15 protein-coding genes are annotated in these 14648 nt (G+C 67.0%); 7 read left to right on the top strand and 8 right to left on the bottom strand.

Annotated features, from left to right (window positions below; translation table 11 throughout):
* Positions 1-430: 430 nt before the first annotated feature.
* A complete protein-coding gene (locus ACWDMM_RS00900; RefSeq protein ID WP_195081253.1) occupies positions 431-1519 on the bottom strand; it encodes an Rv2629 family ribosome hibernation factor in 1089 nt (362 codons plus the stop codon).
* Positions 1520-1654: 135 nt separating this feature from the next.
* On the opposite strand from ACWDMM_RS00900, the gene ACWDMM_RS00895 reads away from it, so the two are divergent.
* A complete protein-coding gene (locus ACWDMM_RS00895; RefSeq protein WP_195081252.1) occupies positions 1655-1996 on the top strand; it encodes a DUF3140 domain-containing protein in 342 nt (113 codons plus the stop codon).
* 72 nt (positions 1997-2068) lie between these two features.
* On the opposite strand, the gene ACWDMM_RS00890 is transcribed toward ACWDMM_RS00895, so the two are convergent.
* Positions 2069-2629: a PadR family transcriptional regulator gene (locus ACWDMM_RS00890; RefSeq protein WP_195081251.1), complete on the bottom strand. Its 561-nt coding sequence runs from the start codon at positions 2627-2629 to the stop codon at positions 2069-2071.
* A gap of 242 nt (positions 2630-2871) precedes the next feature.
* On the opposite strand from ACWDMM_RS00890, the gene ACWDMM_RS00885 reads away from it, so the two are divergent.
* The 3 genes from ACWDMM_RS00885 (at position 2872) to ACWDMM_RS00875 (ending at position 5592) form a co-directional block, all read left to right on the top strand.
* Positions 2872-3870: an NAD(P)H-dependent flavin oxidoreductase gene (locus ACWDMM_RS00885; protein ID WP_357206077.1), complete on the top strand. Its 999-nt coding sequence runs from the start codon at positions 2872-2874 to the stop codon at positions 3868-3870.
* Positions 3871-4045: 175 nt separating this feature from the next.
* Positions 4046-4450 carry a YciI family protein gene (locus ACWDMM_RS00880; RefSeq protein WP_195081249.1) on the top strand — a complete coding sequence of 135 codons (405 nt, stop codon included), beginning with the start codon at positions 4046-4048 and terminating at the stop codon, positions 4448-4450.
* A complete protein-coding gene (locus ACWDMM_RS00875) occupies positions 4447-5592 on the top strand; it encodes an RNA polymerase sigma factor (protein ID WP_449935312.1) in 1146 nt (381 codons plus the stop codon). The genes ACWDMM_RS00880 and ACWDMM_RS00875 overlap by 4 nt, the downstream gene beginning before the upstream one ends.
* 16 nt (positions 5593-5608) lie before the next feature.
* Here ACWDMM_RS00875 and ACWDMM_RS00870 read toward each other — a convergent pair whose 3' ends face one another.
* A complete protein-coding gene (locus ACWDMM_RS00870) occupies positions 5609-7174 on the bottom strand; it encodes an esterase-like activity of phytase family protein (RefSeq protein ID WP_357105086.1) in 1566 nt (521 codons plus the stop codon).
* Between the two features lie 213 nt (positions 7175-7387).
* Between ACWDMM_RS00870 and ACWDMM_RS00865 the strand changes: the two genes are divergently transcribed.
* Positions 7388-8167 carry an enoyl-CoA hydratase-related protein gene (locus ACWDMM_RS00865; protein ID WP_195081247.1) on the top strand — a complete coding sequence of 260 codons (780 nt, stop codon included), beginning with the start codon at positions 7388-7390 and terminating at the stop codon, positions 8165-8167.
* Between the two features lie 33 nt (positions 8168-8200).
* Here the strand turns inward: ACWDMM_RS00865 and ACWDMM_RS00860 are convergent, their stop codons facing one another.
* On the bottom strand, positions 8201-9286 hold the full coding sequence (locus ACWDMM_RS00860) for an NAD(P)H-dependent amine dehydrogenase family protein (protein WP_449935311.1): 1086 nt from the start codon (positions 9284-9286) through the stop codon (positions 8201-8203).
* Positions 9283-10275: a Rieske 2Fe-2S domain-containing protein gene (locus tag ACWDMM_RS00855; protein WP_449935310.1), complete on the bottom strand. Its 993-nt coding sequence runs from the start codon at positions 10273-10275 to the stop codon at positions 9283-9285. The genes ACWDMM_RS00860 and ACWDMM_RS00855 overlap by 4 nt, the downstream gene beginning before the upstream one ends.
* 138 nt (positions 10276-10413) lie before the next feature.
* Between ACWDMM_RS00855 and ACWDMM_RS00850 the strand changes: the two genes are divergently transcribed.
* Entirely contained in the window at positions 10414-11031 is a 618-nt protein-coding gene (locus tag ACWDMM_RS00850; protein ID WP_195081244.1) for a TetR/AcrR family transcriptional regulator, read from the top strand.
* 217 nt (positions 11032-11248) lie between these two features.
* Positions 11249-12883 carry a ribosomal protection-like ABC-F family protein gene (gene abc-f / locus ACWDMM_RS00845; protein ID WP_449935308.1) on the top strand — a complete coding sequence of 545 codons (1635 nt, stop codon included), beginning with the start codon at positions 11249-11251 and terminating at the stop codon, positions 12881-12883.
* Positions 12884-12972: 89 nt separating this feature from the next.
* Here the strand turns inward: abc-f and ACWDMM_RS00840 are convergent, their stop codons facing one another.
* The 3 genes from ACWDMM_RS00840 to ACWDMM_RS00830 all read right to left on the bottom strand — a co-directional run bounded on the left by ACWDMM_RS00840 (position 12973) and on the right by ACWDMM_RS00830 (position 14481).
* Positions 12973-13305, bottom strand: coding sequence for a DUF3140 domain-containing protein (locus ACWDMM_RS00840; RefSeq protein ID WP_195044781.1), 333 nt, complete (start codon positions 13303-13305; stop codon positions 12973-12975).
* A 21-nt stretch (positions 13306-13326) separates the two neighbouring features.
* Entirely contained in the window at positions 13327-13545 is a 219-nt protein-coding gene (locus tag ACWDMM_RS00835) for a hypervirulence associated TUDOR domain-containing protein (protein ID WP_195081424.1), read from the bottom strand.
* Between the two features lie 99 nt (positions 13546-13644).
* Positions 13645-14481, bottom strand: a complete 837-nt coding sequence (locus ACWDMM_RS00830; RefSeq protein WP_195081242.1) for a glutamate ABC transporter substrate-binding protein — start codon at positions 14479-14481, stop codon at positions 13645-13647.
* Between the last annotated feature and the right edge of the window lie 167 nt (positions 14482-14648).

Genomic DNA, 14648 nt, shown 5'->3' with positions numbered 1-14648 from the left:
CATTCAAATCTGCCACGGCTGGCAAACCTTCGGCGACACGCCGGACGGGGAGCTGAAACGCCTTCGACCACGTCGCCGATCGGGCCGTGTCCGTGGTCGAAGGCTCTGGCTACACCAGTGGACGGCTGCTCCGAGTTCGGTGCCTCGGCCCTGCCGGTGGCCGGTCGAGACCGTACCGCTCGAGTATCGCAGCGTCGATGGTTCGGGTCCGCTGAGCTCTATGGATGTTCGGTTCGCTGCACCTGTTCGTTGATGAGGGTGTCATCGTCGGCCGGGGGCTCTGGGTCATGCCATTCTTCTGCCCGGCTGGAACGATTGCCGCGTAATGTGCCCTCCAAGTCGTGGGCCAGCGCGTCATCGTGCACGGGACCGTGCTTGCTGCTTCCTCGTTCCATGATTCTTTCTCCTGTGTTCGATTGCTGGACATGCGCTAGCGGTGGCGCAAAAGGGTGGCGACCCCTTCCCGGGGTACGACAGCACCTTCGACGGGCACGATCGAGCCGCCCTGCAGCAAGGTGACCACCGGCAGCGCTTCGTCCGCGCGGTAAGCGCGCGACGACGTCGCATCGTCCTCGATCCATCCCGCCGCGGTGATGCCGCGAAGCAATTGCGGATCCAGTTCGACGGATCGGTCCCCCACTGTCTTGGCATCGATCAGCAAGGTATCGGCATTCGCCGCCAGCAGCGCCGAGACCGTCTCGGGCAGCCCCTCGACGGCCAGGCCGTCGGCCCTGCCGCGCGCGGTGTTCAATTGCTCGACGACCTGCCCCTGCTGCTGCCGTGCCTGCGTCAGCACCGCCTGCTCGACCTGCGCTTCGAGCGCGGCGGTATCCACACCCGCGGCGCGAGCCCCTGCGTCGACCTCGACGACCCGAGCGGTTGGCGGCGACTCGAGCGCTCTGGCCAGCGCGGAGCGAGCGCCGACCTCACCGACCAGCACGATGATCCGCGCGCCGACCCGATCCGCGAGATCACGGACCGCCGTGGCGACCTCCTCGACGTTCCGCCGGATCATCTCCTCGACGCGGCGACGCATCGACAGATGCGCCCACCCTCCGCCGTGACGGATCTTGTGCACCGGATGGGCGGTGCCTTCGGCGGTCATCTCGATCAGATTCTCGTCCTCGTCGACGCCGTACAGGTCGCAGCCGACACGATCGACCACCGCGATCACATGCGGCACCGCACGGGACTGCTGCTCGATCAGCGGCAGCAGATAGGGAAGCGCCGACACCCGCACGATTTCGCGTGCGGGCGGCTCCGGGAGCACATGATCGACCAGCAGGCTGTCCGAATCGGCGATCAGCACGCGCCCGGCACGCCCGTGCCCCGGCACCTCGCTTATCGCGTCGTCGAGCAGCTCCAGCGTCTTCTCCGGAACGTATTGGGCGGCCAGTCGCTCGCGGATCGAGCGCCACCGTAGCGCTCTCTGATTCTCGGCGTCTTCGGTGTTGTGCGAGGCGTCGATGCAGAGCGAGACGAACGGTCCTCGCCGTTGCGCTATTTCTCTGAGTTTCATGCCGTACACGTCCTGCGACTACCCGGCTCTGCGTCGACGAATCCGCGCTCGCGAACGCGCTCGGTACTGCTTGCGCACGGCGGTTTCGCCGGGTCCGGCCCGGGTAGTCGCACCATCGACAAGGAGGTGAGAGCCGTGGCCGAAACCGACGTCGACGACGAGCTGTGGGAGGAATTCCACCGCCTGGTCAATATGTCGTCCCGGCAGTTGCGCGATTGGCTGCGCACCGAAGGAGCAGGCATCGGCAGCGAAACGGAACCCGATCGCGCGGGACCGGCGATCGGCCGGGACATCTTGGCGGTTCTCGGTAAACGCCGTACCGACCTGAATGCCGACGACATCGCGGTGATGCGCCGAGCCGTCGACGAGATCACCGCGGTGCGGGGCGAGGACGCGGAGCGCGAGCCGCGCGCGGGCGAAGACGACTGGCGCCGACACCTGATGTCACTGGGACACGATCCACTCCAGCCGTCGTGAGTTGCGGCGCCGGGGCCTGGCCGGCAGGGAACTCGGCCGCCGGTCGACTCGGCACCGTGAGGGTCGCCGGGCTCAGGTCGACCGCGATTCGCTGGGCGTATGCATGGCGTCGAGGGCCTCGATGACCTCGCGACACCAGTCCGCCCAGGCGCGTTCGGTGCCCAGGCCGGCCTTCAGAACCAGATGCCGCATCGCATCGGCGTCGTCGCCGACGGCCGAGAAATCACGTTCTTCGATCTCCCGGTAGGTCGCCAACGTCCTTTCGTGCACGTCGAGATGGTGTGTGACCACCGCGCGGACACCTTCGAAGTCCCCGGTGGCGGCCGCGGCGCGCAACCTGATCAGCAATGTCTCGCGCTGCTGTGGCGGCTCGTCGACCTCACTCACCCAACGGTGCAGCGCGGCAGTGCCCGCCGGTGTGATCGAGAAGCGCCTCGGCTGACCACGCCCTGGCGACTGCGGCGAAACCTCGGCGACCAAGCCGCCGCCGCTGAGGCGATCCAATTCGCGATAGATCTGCTGGTGGGTGGCCGACCAGAAGTAACCGAACGCGCGGTCGAAGCGCCGAGCGAGCTCGATGCCGGTCGAGGCCCGTTCGGTCAACGCGGTCAGGATTGCGAACTGTAGTGCCACCGCCCCATGGTAGAGAGCGCCGCCTGATTCCACGTACCTGCGAGCGAAGGGCACAGCGCGGTCTGGAAGACAGCGCCGCGTAGCACGGCCCCTGGACCCGATGACCTTCACAGTGATGGGCGACACATGTTTATGCAACTTATTGCAGTAAGGCGGTGGCGTCGATAGCTTCGTCGTAGCGCAGCGCCATTCGGCCCGAATCGCCGCGAGACAACCCTTCCGAACTCTCGAAGGACCCCATCATGGCCCTACCCGCCGCTCTCTCCGGTCGCCTGACGCTGCCCGTCGTGGCCTCACCGATGTTCATCTCCTCCGCACCGGAGCTGGTGATCGCTCAGTGCCGGGCGGGGGTCATCGGATCCTTCCCGGCGCTCAACGCCCGTCCGGCGGCACTGCTGGAGGACTGGCTGGCCCGCATCACCGAGGAGAACGCCTCGTATGCGGCAGCCAACCCCGACGCGACCGTCGCGCCGTTCGCCGTCAATCAGATCGTCCACCGGACCAATGACCGCCTCGAACACGACATGGACGTGATCGTGCGGCACCGCGTGCCCATCGTGATCACCTCGCTGGGCGCACGCCCGGAGATCAACGACGCCGTCCACTCCTACGGCGGGATCGTCCTGCACGACGTGATCAGCAACGAATTCGCTCGCAAGGCAGTCGAGAAGGGCGCCGACGGCATCATCGCCGTGGCCGCGGGCGCCGGCGGCCACGCCGGGACCCAGTCGCCGTTCGCGCTCGTTCAGGAAATCCGTGCGTGGTTCGACGGGCCGGTGCTGTTGTCCGGCGCGATCGCCCACGGCCGTTCCATCCTCGCCGCCCAAGCCGCGGGCGCCGACTTCGCCTACGTCGGTTCGGCATTCCTGTCGACCGCCGAGGCGGTCGCGGCGGCGGAGTACAAGCAGATGATCGTCGACTCCAGCGCCAAGGACATCGTGTACAGCAACTTGTTCACCGGGGTCCATGGCAACTATCTGCGCGGCAGCATCGTCGCCGCCGGTCTGGACCCGGACAACCTCCCCCACTCCGATCCGTCGGTCATGAACTTCGGCTCCGGCGGCAATGTGAGCGCCAAAGTATGGCGGGACATCTGGGGTGCCGGGCAGGGCATCGGCGCGATCACAGAAGAACTCACCGTCGCGGATCTGGTGGCCCGTTTGAAAGCGCAGTACGACGAAGCGCGCCAGGATCTGGCCCGCAAGACTCGCATGCCCGCCGCTGCCGTGCAGCCGGCTTGATCCGGGCGAGAGACGCAACCGGCACGTTGTGCCCGACGGCGCACGGCCGTCGGGCAGCGCGAGCCATGATGATGTGATGGTCGTCACGACAAACGGTTGTCGAGAACGCGGCGCCGGCTCCGTCCCAGGGATGCGAGCAGCCATGAGGGCCGCGCGACGAACAAGGAGGACGACCATGAAGTACCTGCTGCTGAAGCACTACCGCGGCGCCCCGGCTTCGGTCAACGACGTGCCGATGGACAAGTGGACGCCGGAGGAGTTCGACGCGCACGTGCAGTACATGCGCGACTTCGTCGCCCGCTTGGTGGAGACGGGAGAGTTCGTCGGCGAGCAGGCACTGACGCCGGAGGGTGCGTGGGTGCGTCACGACGGCGAGGGGCGGCCGCCGGTGACCGACGGCCCGTTCGCCGAGACCAAGGACCTCATCGCCGGGTGGATGATCATCGACGTCGAGTCCTGGGAGCGTGCGGTCGAGCTGGCCGGAGAGCTGTCCGCTGCCCCCGGCGCGGGCGGCAAGCCGATCCACGAGTGGCTGGAGGTGCGGCCGTTTCTCACGGCGACGCCCTTGGCGACCGAGTGAACGAGGCGCTGCTGCGAGAGCTCGTGCCCGCGGTGATCGGTGTCCTCGTCCGGCGTGGCGCGGACTTCGCGTCGGCCGAGGACGCCGTGCAGGAGGCTCTGGTCCGGGCGTTGGAGACCTGGCAGGACGATCCGCCGCGCGATCCGCGGGCGTGGCTGGTCGCGGTGTCGTGGCGGAAGTTCCTCGACGCCGCCCGCGCAGAGGCGGCGCGGCGGGGGCGGGAACTCGCCGCGGACGCCGAGCCGCCCGCCGGTCCGGCGCAGGCCACGGACGACACGCTGCGGCTGTTCTTCCTGTGCGCGCACCCGGCGCTGCCGCGGGCGGCGGCCGTCGCGTTGACGCTGCGTGCGGTCGGTGGGCTGACCACCCGCCAGATCGCCGAGGCCTACCTGGTCCCCGAGGCCACGATGGCGCAGCGGATCAGCCGGGCCAAGCGGCGGATCGCAGGGCTGCCGCTGGACCAGCCGGGTGATCTCGGCACGGTGCTGCGCGTGCTCTACCTCGTCATCAACGAGGGGTACGGCGGGGATGTGGACCTGGCGGCCGAGGCGATCCGCCTGGCCCGCCAGCTCGTCGCTCTTACCGACGAACCCGAGGTCGCCGGCCTGCTGGCGCTGATGCTGCTGCACCATGCGCGGCGCGCGTCACGCACCGGCCCCGGCGGTCGCCTGGTGCCGCTCGCCGAGCAGGACCGCGGTCTGTGGGACACGCGCCTGATCGCCGAGGGCGTGGAGATCCTGCAGGCCGCACTGGCCCGCGACCGGCTGGGTGAATACCAGGCGCAGGCCGCGATCGCCGCCCTGCACGCGGACGCGCGCTGCGCCGCCGAGACGGACTGGGTACAGATCGTCGAGTGGTACGACGAGCTGCTGCGCCGCACCGGCAGCCCGGTCGTGCGGCTCAACCGCGCGGTAGCGGTCGGCGAGGCCGACGGCCCGCGGGCAGGCCTGGCGGCGTTGGCCGGAGTGCGCCCCGACTTGCCCAGGTACGCCGCGGTGACGGCGTACCTGCACGAACGCGCGGGCGATCTGGAGCGCGCCGCCGAGCTGTATGCCGAGGCGTCTCGCGTCGCCACCAGTGTGCCCGAGCGCGACCACCTCACCAGGGAAGCCGCGCGAGTGCGCCAGCTGCTGCGGCCGTGAGTGCACCGCGGGGACCCTACTGCACGCTGATCGTGACGGTCCTCGTCCGCGTCTCGGCGGGCAGCTCGGTGGTGTCGACCATCAGCACCTCGCCCGAGTCCTGCGCGCCGTCGGCCAGGAGCTTGGCTTGGAGCCCGAACGGCGGCCGGTCGCCGGTGGCGGCCTCGATGCCGAAGTCGCTGTCGGCGGCGATGTAGAGGGTCTTGCCGCCGTCACGGGTGGCGACGCCCTCGATCTTGTCGTGGCCGAAGAACTCGCCCGCGGCGTTCAGGCCGTCCAGCAGGCCGCCGAGATCCAGGGCGGACGTCTTGGCGACGGGGGTGATGCCCGCCTTCCGCAGTGTGGCCACGCCGTCGGCGGTCGGCACCGCGCCGACGAGGAGTTCCAGCGGCTTGCCATCGACCAGCAGGCCCAGCTGCGGATCATATTGCGCGCCTTGTACCTTCGCCTGCGGTCCGACATCGGTGGCACCGGCGATGTCGATCGTCCACAGCTTCTTGTTCGCCTTGGGCGGTTTGTCGCCGTCGCGCTCGTCGACCAGGAAGGTGGTGTCGGTCAGCGCCGTGATCTCGGAGACCGCCAGCTTCTGTTTCGGCTCCTCCAGCGGATACACGAATTCCTTGACGTCCCTGGTCTTCAGATCCACGGTGACGATCCGGGTCATGGGCACCTCACGCGCCGAGGCGACACCCGGCTCGCTCAGCGCGCTCTGCACGATGCCGACCAGTGTCCTGCCGTCCGGTGTGATGGTGAGACCCTCCATGCCCTGGTTCGGGGTGCGCAGCGAAAGTTCCTCGGGCAGACCGCGCCCCGGCGCCAGCCGCTCGAGCTCGGTGCCGTCGGCGTCGAAGTGCACGAGGAACGGCCCGTACTCGTCGGACACCCAGAAGGTGCCGTCGGCCAGCGCGGCCAGGCCCTCGCTGTCGATGCCGTGATCGGTGGGAGGAAGGACGGCGCCGTCGAGGCCACGCATGGTCTCCCCCGTGCTCGCGGAGGTGTCGATCAAGCCGTTGAACGGCTGGCCTGTCGAACTCTTCAGGGGAATGGTTCTGTCCAGCACCGCCGTGCTGCCGACCATCTTGAATTTGGCGATGGCGGGCGTGAAAGCCGGTATGGGCGTGATTTTCTCGTTCTTGCCCTTGCCGTCTACGTTCGGACCACGGTCGGTGAGACCGTAGAACTCGTCGGCCGATCCCGGCACCGGCGTGAACGCCGATCCGTAGCCGCTGCCTTGCACGCTCACTCCGCCGAAGTCACCGAGCGGCGGGATGTCGGTGGTGAACAGCTTCACGGCGTCGGTGGTGGTCACCGTGATGCTGTCGGACCCGGTGTATCCGGCCGCCGGTGTGTACACCACCGCGCCATCGGCGCGGCGGCTGATCGTGCCGTGCCGTGGATCGGCGACCGCCACCGCGGCGCTGCCCCCGGTCGCGGCCAGTAGATCATCCAGCGAGATCACCAAGGGTTGATCCTTGGCGGCGGTGAAATCCGCCGGGCTCGACGGCGAGCAAGCCGGCAGCGCGGCGGTCGCGCACACGGCGGCCATGACGAGTGCGCTTCGGGTACTGCGGTGTGTTCTCACCAGCGATGCGTACCGTCCGAGCCCGGCCACCAGGTGGCGTCGAGCTGAACGTGAGCCGTCGTTCCCCACAATCATCCGATCATTCTGCGGTGTTACCAACGCTGACGAGCGTGGATATCGCGACACCGGAGCATGCGCTGAGCCGTCACCGGAGTAGGGCGCTCGGCGCTTCGAAGTGTCGTGTCGTCGCCCGTGGAGACCTACGGTGGAGATATGACCGCCTTGGAGTATCGGCATGTGCTGGTCGCGCGCGACGGCGACACGGTGCGCATCACCATGAACCGGCCGCGGCAGCGCAACGCGCTGTCGGGCGAACATCTGGGCGAGTTGCTCGCCGCGTTCCGGGCCGCAGGCGAGACCGACGCCACGGGGATAGTGCTCGGAGCGAACGGCCCGGTGTTCTCCGCGGGGCACGACTTCGCCGACGTCGCCGCTCGCGACCTGCTCGGCGTCCGGGAACTGCTCGTGCTGTGCACCGAACTCATGTCGGCCATCCAGTCGGTGCCGCAGGTGGTGATCGCCCGGGTGCAAGGCCTGGCCACGGCCGCGGGCTGCCAATTGGTGGCCTCGTGCGATCTGGCCGTCGCCGCCGAATCGGCCGGTTTCGCGCTCCCCGGCGGCAAAGGCGGCTGGTTCTGCCACACGCCCGCGGTGCCGGTGGCCCGCGCCGTCGGCCGCAAACGGCTGATGGAACTCGCCCTCACCGGCGACCCGATCGATGCCCGCACCGCCGAACAGTGGGGCCTGATCAACCGAGCGGTGCCGGACGCCGAACTGGACACCGCCGTCGACGAGTTGCTGGCCCGCGCGACCAGGGGCAGCCGGGCCAGCAAAGCGCTGGGCAAACGCACTCTCTACCGCCAACTCGACCGTCCCGAAGCGGATGCCTACCCCCTCGCTCTCGAAGTCATGGCCGCCGCCGCTCAACTTCCCGCCGCCCGCGAAGGGATGGCGGCCTTCCTGGCGAAGCGTCCACCTGTATGGCGGGATTAGCGCCGTTCCCCGGCCCCGTCAGAGGCGGGCCGTTCAGCGCTTGAAACGTCCGGCGAACCCGCGCAGGGGCAGATCCGCGCTGGTGATGATGCCGGGTCGGGCGGCGACGACGGATTTGATCGCATTGAGGGCGGGCAGGCCGGTGACGGTCATGCCGATCGAGGCGAAGCTCTCGGGGTCGGACAGATCGGTGCCCGCGCGCGGAATGATCATGTGTTTGCTGTAGATGTTCGGATCACCGGTGATCTGAGTGATGTAGCAGCCCTTGATTTTCCAAGCCGGATCGGTGTGCGGCGTCATCTGCCATTCGAGGTGGCTTTCCACGCGCGGTACGCCGTCGACCAATCCTTGGTACTTGATGTAGCTGGCGCCGAGCGAACCCTCGGGCAGGAAGTACCAACCCAGGTCGACATCTTTCGTGCACGCGCCGAGTTCGTAACCGAAGCGCACCTCGTCGAGTTCGAGGTCGAAGGCGTCGGCCATGAGATAGACCGAGTCGGCGAACACCGCGGTGTACTTGTAGAGCGAGTCCGGGACGGTCGGGTCATCGACCTGGCGGCCGTAGCCGACGGCTTTCCACGTGTCGACGGAATGATGGCAGGAGACATCGACCGATTCCGTGACGGTGATGTTCTCGATGTCGGCGACGTCGGCGCTGTGCACGATGCCGAGTATCTGGCACAGGCCGGGATTCATGCCGGTGCCGTAGAAGGTCGAGCCACCGCGCTCGCAGGCGGCTTGGATGACCGCGCTGACCTCACGGCCGGAAGGATGGGGATGGTTGGTGTCGCGGTGGAATCCGGTGATCCAGTCCGCGGTGGTCACGACGTCGATTCCCGCCTCGAGAACCTTCTCGTAGAGGTCCTCGTCCGGGAATACCCCGTGAAAGGTGAGCACGTCCGGTTTCGCGGCGATGATCTGCTCGACCGAGCCCGTGGCGATCACCCCGATCGGTCCGATGCCGACGATCTCGCCCGCGTCGCGGCCGATCTTGTCCGGCGAATAGCAGTGCAGTCCCACGAGTTCGAGATCGGGGTGGTTGCGGATCCGGCCGATCATCTCGGTACCGAGGTTGCCGGTCGCGACCTGGAATACCCGGATCTTGTCGGAGGTGCTCATGACATGGGCCTTTCGGGATAGAACTGCGCCGCCCACTCACGCAACGCCTTGAACCCGGCGAATTCCTTGCGCGACAACGCGGGCGGATCCGAATAGCGCTGGTGCGCCCAGATATCGACGTCGGCCTCGAACTGCTGGATGACGAAGCCTGCCATCGTTTTTCCGTACCGGGTGATCTCGGGGCCGTCGTCCCCGGATTTTCGTCCGATCCACACGGTGAAGCGGACGTCGGAGGTGTATTCGTCCACGGGCGTCACCGCGGGCATCGTGCGGTTGTCGACCATGCCCCAGCTCTTGGTGATCGAGCAGCCCAGTCCCGCGTTGATCGATTCGACCCCGCTGTTGACCTGGTCTGCAGCCACGTTCTCGTCGAAAGCGATGGTGAAGTCGACATACGACACGGGGCCGGAGAAGTCGTGACGGGTGAATTCCGGGATGAACGGTGTCTTGTGCACGAACTTGAAATGCGCGAAATCGACGCCGTTCTCCATGACGTACTGGGGATGCAGTTCCAGACCGGGCCGGTAGAGCGTGGCCGCGGGCACCGGCGGGTAGTAGTCGGCGGCGGTCTTGCCGTCACCGAAGGCCTCGAACACGTCCGGGATTTCGAAATAGGGGTCCCGTCCATCGATGTCGTGCCATATCCACACCGCTTCGTTCCGCTCCACCACCGGATAGCTGCGAATCCGGCGGCCCTTGTTCGGATGGCTCTCGTACGGGATGCAGACGTTGCGCCCTTCCCCGTTCCACTCCCAGCCGTGGAACGGGCACACCAGATGCTCGCCCACCACATGACCGCCGTAGCCGAGGTGAGCGCCGAGGTGCTCGCAATAGGCGTCGAAGACCGCCACCCGGCCGGATGACGAACGCCAGGCGACCATCTCGCGCCCGAAGTACTTCATCTTGTGCACCGCGCCGACCTCGATCTCGCCGCACCAGGCCACTTGGAACCAACCCGTCGGCTGCATCGATAGCGGTGGTTTTGCCATCTCGATCCTCCAAGCTCCCGAGGGCTCGGCTCCTGAGCCTTCCCGCGGCGCCTTGAGCGTAGAACCCTCTGCGAAAGAATTCAAGAGGGTTCTACGAAACTGGAAGGCCCTGATCAGGGCCCGATAGACTCGGTTCTCGTGACGGAAGCGGCGGTAAGCGGGCGACGCGCCAACAAACGCGGGGTTCGTTCCCGGGAAAGCATGCTCGAGGCGGCGATCGCATCGCTGGCCACGGGCGACCCCGCCGCGGTGTCCGGTAACCGGATCGCTCGCGACATCGGCGCGACCTGGAGCGTGGTCAAGTACCAGTTCGGCGACATCGACGGTCTGTGGGCCGCGGTCCTGCGCCACACCGCCGACAAACGCGGCGACCTGCCCGCCGGGATCAAACCGGACGGGACGCTGCGCGAACGGGTGACCGCCATGATCATGGCGATGGCCGTAGGGCTGCGCAAGCCCGAATCGCTTGCCATCGAAACGCTGCGCGCTGCGCTCCCCCGCGAGCACGCCGAACTCGAACGCGACTACCCGCTGACCGCCGCCGAACTGGCGTCCTGGAAACCGCACTGGGACACCGCGTGCGAGAAAGCTTTCGCCGACCTCGAACTCGACCCGGTCAAGGTGCGGCAGGTGGCCGCGCTCATCCCTGCGGCCATGCGCGGCATCACCTCCGAACGCACCCTTGGCACCTACGGCAATCTCGACGACGCGCTCGACGCGCTGATCGGCGGAATCGTCGCCTACCTCGAAGCCTGACCGCCCGGTCGGCCACACGGCTGCTATGGTCGACGGACAGCGATCGGAACGAGGAAGTCGAACATGGCAGGTGAACTCGACATCTCGGGATAGGTCCCGAGTCTGACGGCCACCGGTAGCGCGCTCGCAGCGCCGCCGTCGTGGCCATGTCGTCGTTTTTCACCATCCTTCCTCGCGCGGTATCGATCCCGCGCATCCACCCGACTTCGAGGTAGCCATGTCCGCTGCGTACATCATTTGTTCCGACCTGTCGTTCTCCTGGCCGGATGACACTCCGGTCTTCGATGGACTGTCCTTCGGCGTGCCCGGCGGACGGACCGGGCTGGTGGCCCCGAACGGCGCCGGGAAGAGCACCTTGCTCCGTCTCATCGCCGGTGATCTTCGGCCCAGGGGTGGGGGCGTTTCGGTCCGGGGAGCCCTCGGCTACCTCCCCCAGCATCTCCCGTTGACCGGCGATCTGACCGTTGCCGAAGTCCTGGGGATCGCGCCGATCCTCGCCGCGCTCGACGCCGTGGAGTCCGGCGATACCAGCGAGGAACATTTCGCCACCATCGGTTCCGACTGGGACATCGAGGAGCGCACCCGCGCCCAGTTGGCACGCCTCGGCCTCGGCCACCTGTCCCCCGACCGACGTCTGCACACGCTCAGCGGTGGGCAGGTCGTCTCACTGGGGCTCGCAGCGCAACTGTTGCGACGGCCGGAGGTGCTGTTACTCGACGAACCGACCAACAACCTCGACTCGGAGGCCCGCCACCGGCTCTACGATCTGCTCGCTGACTGGAACGGCTGCCTGCTGCTGGTCAGCCATGATCGCGCGCTGCTCGACCGCATGGACCGCATCGCCGAACTCGATCGCGGCGAGATCCGATTCCACAGTGGCAATTTCACCGAGTACGAAGCCGCTGTGCGCGCCGAGCGCGAGGTCGCCGAGAAGAACATCCGCAACGCCGAGCAGGAGCTCGAGCGCGAGAAGAGGGAGTTGCAGCAGGCGCGGGAGCGGGCCGCGCGTCGCGCGAGCAACGCCACGCGCAACCTGGGCAACGCCGGATTGCCGAAGATCTTCGCGGGAACCATGAAACGCAACGCCCAGGAGTCGGCCGGGAAAGCGAACGAGACGCACCTGGCGCGCGTGGGAGCGGCGAAGAATCGGCTCGACCAGGCCGAACGCGCGCTGCGCGAGGAGCAGCGAATAGTGGTGGAATTGCCCGACACCGAAGTCCCCTCTGGGCGTATGGTTTTCGTCGGCGAGCGCATCGACTTCGAGTACGAGAAGCAGCCCATTCTCACCGGCGTCGATCTGATCATCCGCGGCCCCGAAAGGATCGCGGTGACCGGGCCGAACGGCGTGGGGAAATCGACTCTGCTGCGCGTCATCCACGGTGATCTGGCCGCGCAGCGCGGGCAGATCACCCGCGCCGAGGGCCGCGTCGCATATCTGTCGCAGCGGCTGGACCTGCTCGACCCCGACCGCACCGTCGCGGAGAACCTGGCCGTGTTCGCGAAGAACATGCCCGAGTCGCGGCGCAGGAATCTCCTGGCGCGGTTCCTGTTTCGCGGCTCACGAGTCGATCTGCCGGTCGGGGTGCTCTCCGGTGGCGAACGATTGCGCGCCACCCTGGCGTGCGTCCTGTTCGCCGAACCGGCGCCGCAACTGTTGCTGCTCGACGAACCGACCAACAACCTCGACTTGATCAGCGTCGGCCAGCTCGAGAGCGCGCTGAACGCCTACCGCGGCGCCTTCGTGGTGGTCAGCCACGACGAACGCTTCCTCGCCGAGGTCGGGGTGCGGCGCTGGCTGCGCCTGTCCGAAGGCAGGCTGCACGAGGTCGGCGCACCAGGGCCGGTCGTCTGAACGGGGTAGGGGGAGCAGCCGCCTGTCGGCGCAGGCGGCTGCGAACTCTCCCCCGGCGAAGCGGCGGACGCGGCGAGGATTTTGCCGCGTCAGCTTTTCATCGGATCATGGCCCCAGTTCATCAGCGAATAACGCCATCTACTGTTCTCGATGTCCCCCGAAGGTCGCTGCTCGAGATGGCGATGCGCATATCCGATCACTTTGCGCATGTGCGCGTAATCGTCGCCGGACGGTTCCTTTTTCTCGAGGATGTCCACGATGCGCCGACCGCTGGCGTGCCCGGTCGACTCGCCACCGCCTTCCGGTTTCTGCCCCACCGACTTCGATTCGTCGGTGTCGAGCCACCGGCGCAGCTCCGCCGGCGTCATGTTGACGATCTGGTCGAATTGCGTGCGCGTATCTTCGTCGTCCGTCGTCGTCATGGTGCGGCTCCGAATTCCATGTCAATCGTCGTTCGGACGCAGCGCGCCGGGCTTGTGCACCGCATCACGACCGCTTTTCGCGCTGCGGACTCGATACTGCGGCTGCTCTTCGGAGGCCCGTACGGTCCGTCCGGCCGCCTCGGTATCGGACGTGATCACTTCTTCGACCGTGCCCTCAGCGGTACTGCCGTGGCTGTTCCATTCGACTTCGTCACCTTTGCGGAAAGATTGCTTACCCATGCCGTATCCCTTAACATCCACGTATTCAACGAGGTTGTTGTACCCGGGTTACGGCCGGGGAAACTGATAGCTGGATAGCCCGTCTAGTGCTGGCCCGGATCAGTACCGTTCGACAGCAGGCGGCGTCAACGTCGAGTCGCGCAGCGGTCCGATCGTTTGCTCGAACGCCTTCTGCCAGGAACCGTCGGCGATCATCTGCTCGATCGCGTCATTGAGCTTGGTGCGGGTCTCCTGATCGCCCTTCTTCAGGCCGATGCCGTACTTCTCGGTGGTGAACGTGTTGCCGACCAGCTTCAGTTCGCCGGACGCCTGCCCCGCGAAACCGGCCAGGATGATGTCGTCGGTGGTCACCACGTCGACCGAACCGCGCCGCAACGCTTCGATGCACTGCGAGTAGTTGTCGAGTTCCACCAGCTGAACGTCTTTGGCGTGATGGTCCTTGACGTATTGCGCCGGCGTGGAGCCCTTGACCGAGCAGAGCTTCTTGTTGCCGTTCAGCGACTCGACACCGGTGATATCGGTGGTCTCGTTCTTCACCAGCAGCGCCTGCCCGGCCACGAAGTACGGTCCGGCGAAATCCACTTTCTGCTTGCGCTCGTCGGTGATCGAGTAGGTGGCGACGACGAAGTCCACCTCGCCGTCCATGATCATCTTCTCCCGCTGAGCGGTCGGCGCTTCCTTGAAGGTGATGCCGTCGGGCCGTACACCGAGCTTGCTCGCCACATACTTGGCGATCTCGACGTCATACCCTTGGTAGGAGCCGTCCGCTTCGCGAAACCCGAGGCCCGGCTGATCGAATTTGATGCCGATGGTCAGCTTGCCGTCCCGCACATGATCGGCTGTGGTCGCGGCTTCACTGCCACCACCGCAGGCGGTGGCGACCAAGGCGACGGCGATCGCTCCGATACCGAGGCGAAGTGTACGGTTGATGCTCATCGAATTCGGCTCCTTTCACGGCGAGCTGTCAGGCTGGCACCGACGACACGTCATCTTTCCCGGAAACTCCGAGCGCCCGGCTCCACCGTCCTCCCGCCAGTGGAAAGGGTGTTCCGCCCGTAGGAGAGCCGAATGGCCGCCGGCCTATCGGTCGCGCGCAGCCAGCA

The organism is Nocardia sp. NPDC003726, from assembly GCF_053586955.1.
This window is presented reverse-complemented; position numbering and strand designations above follow the sequence as displayed.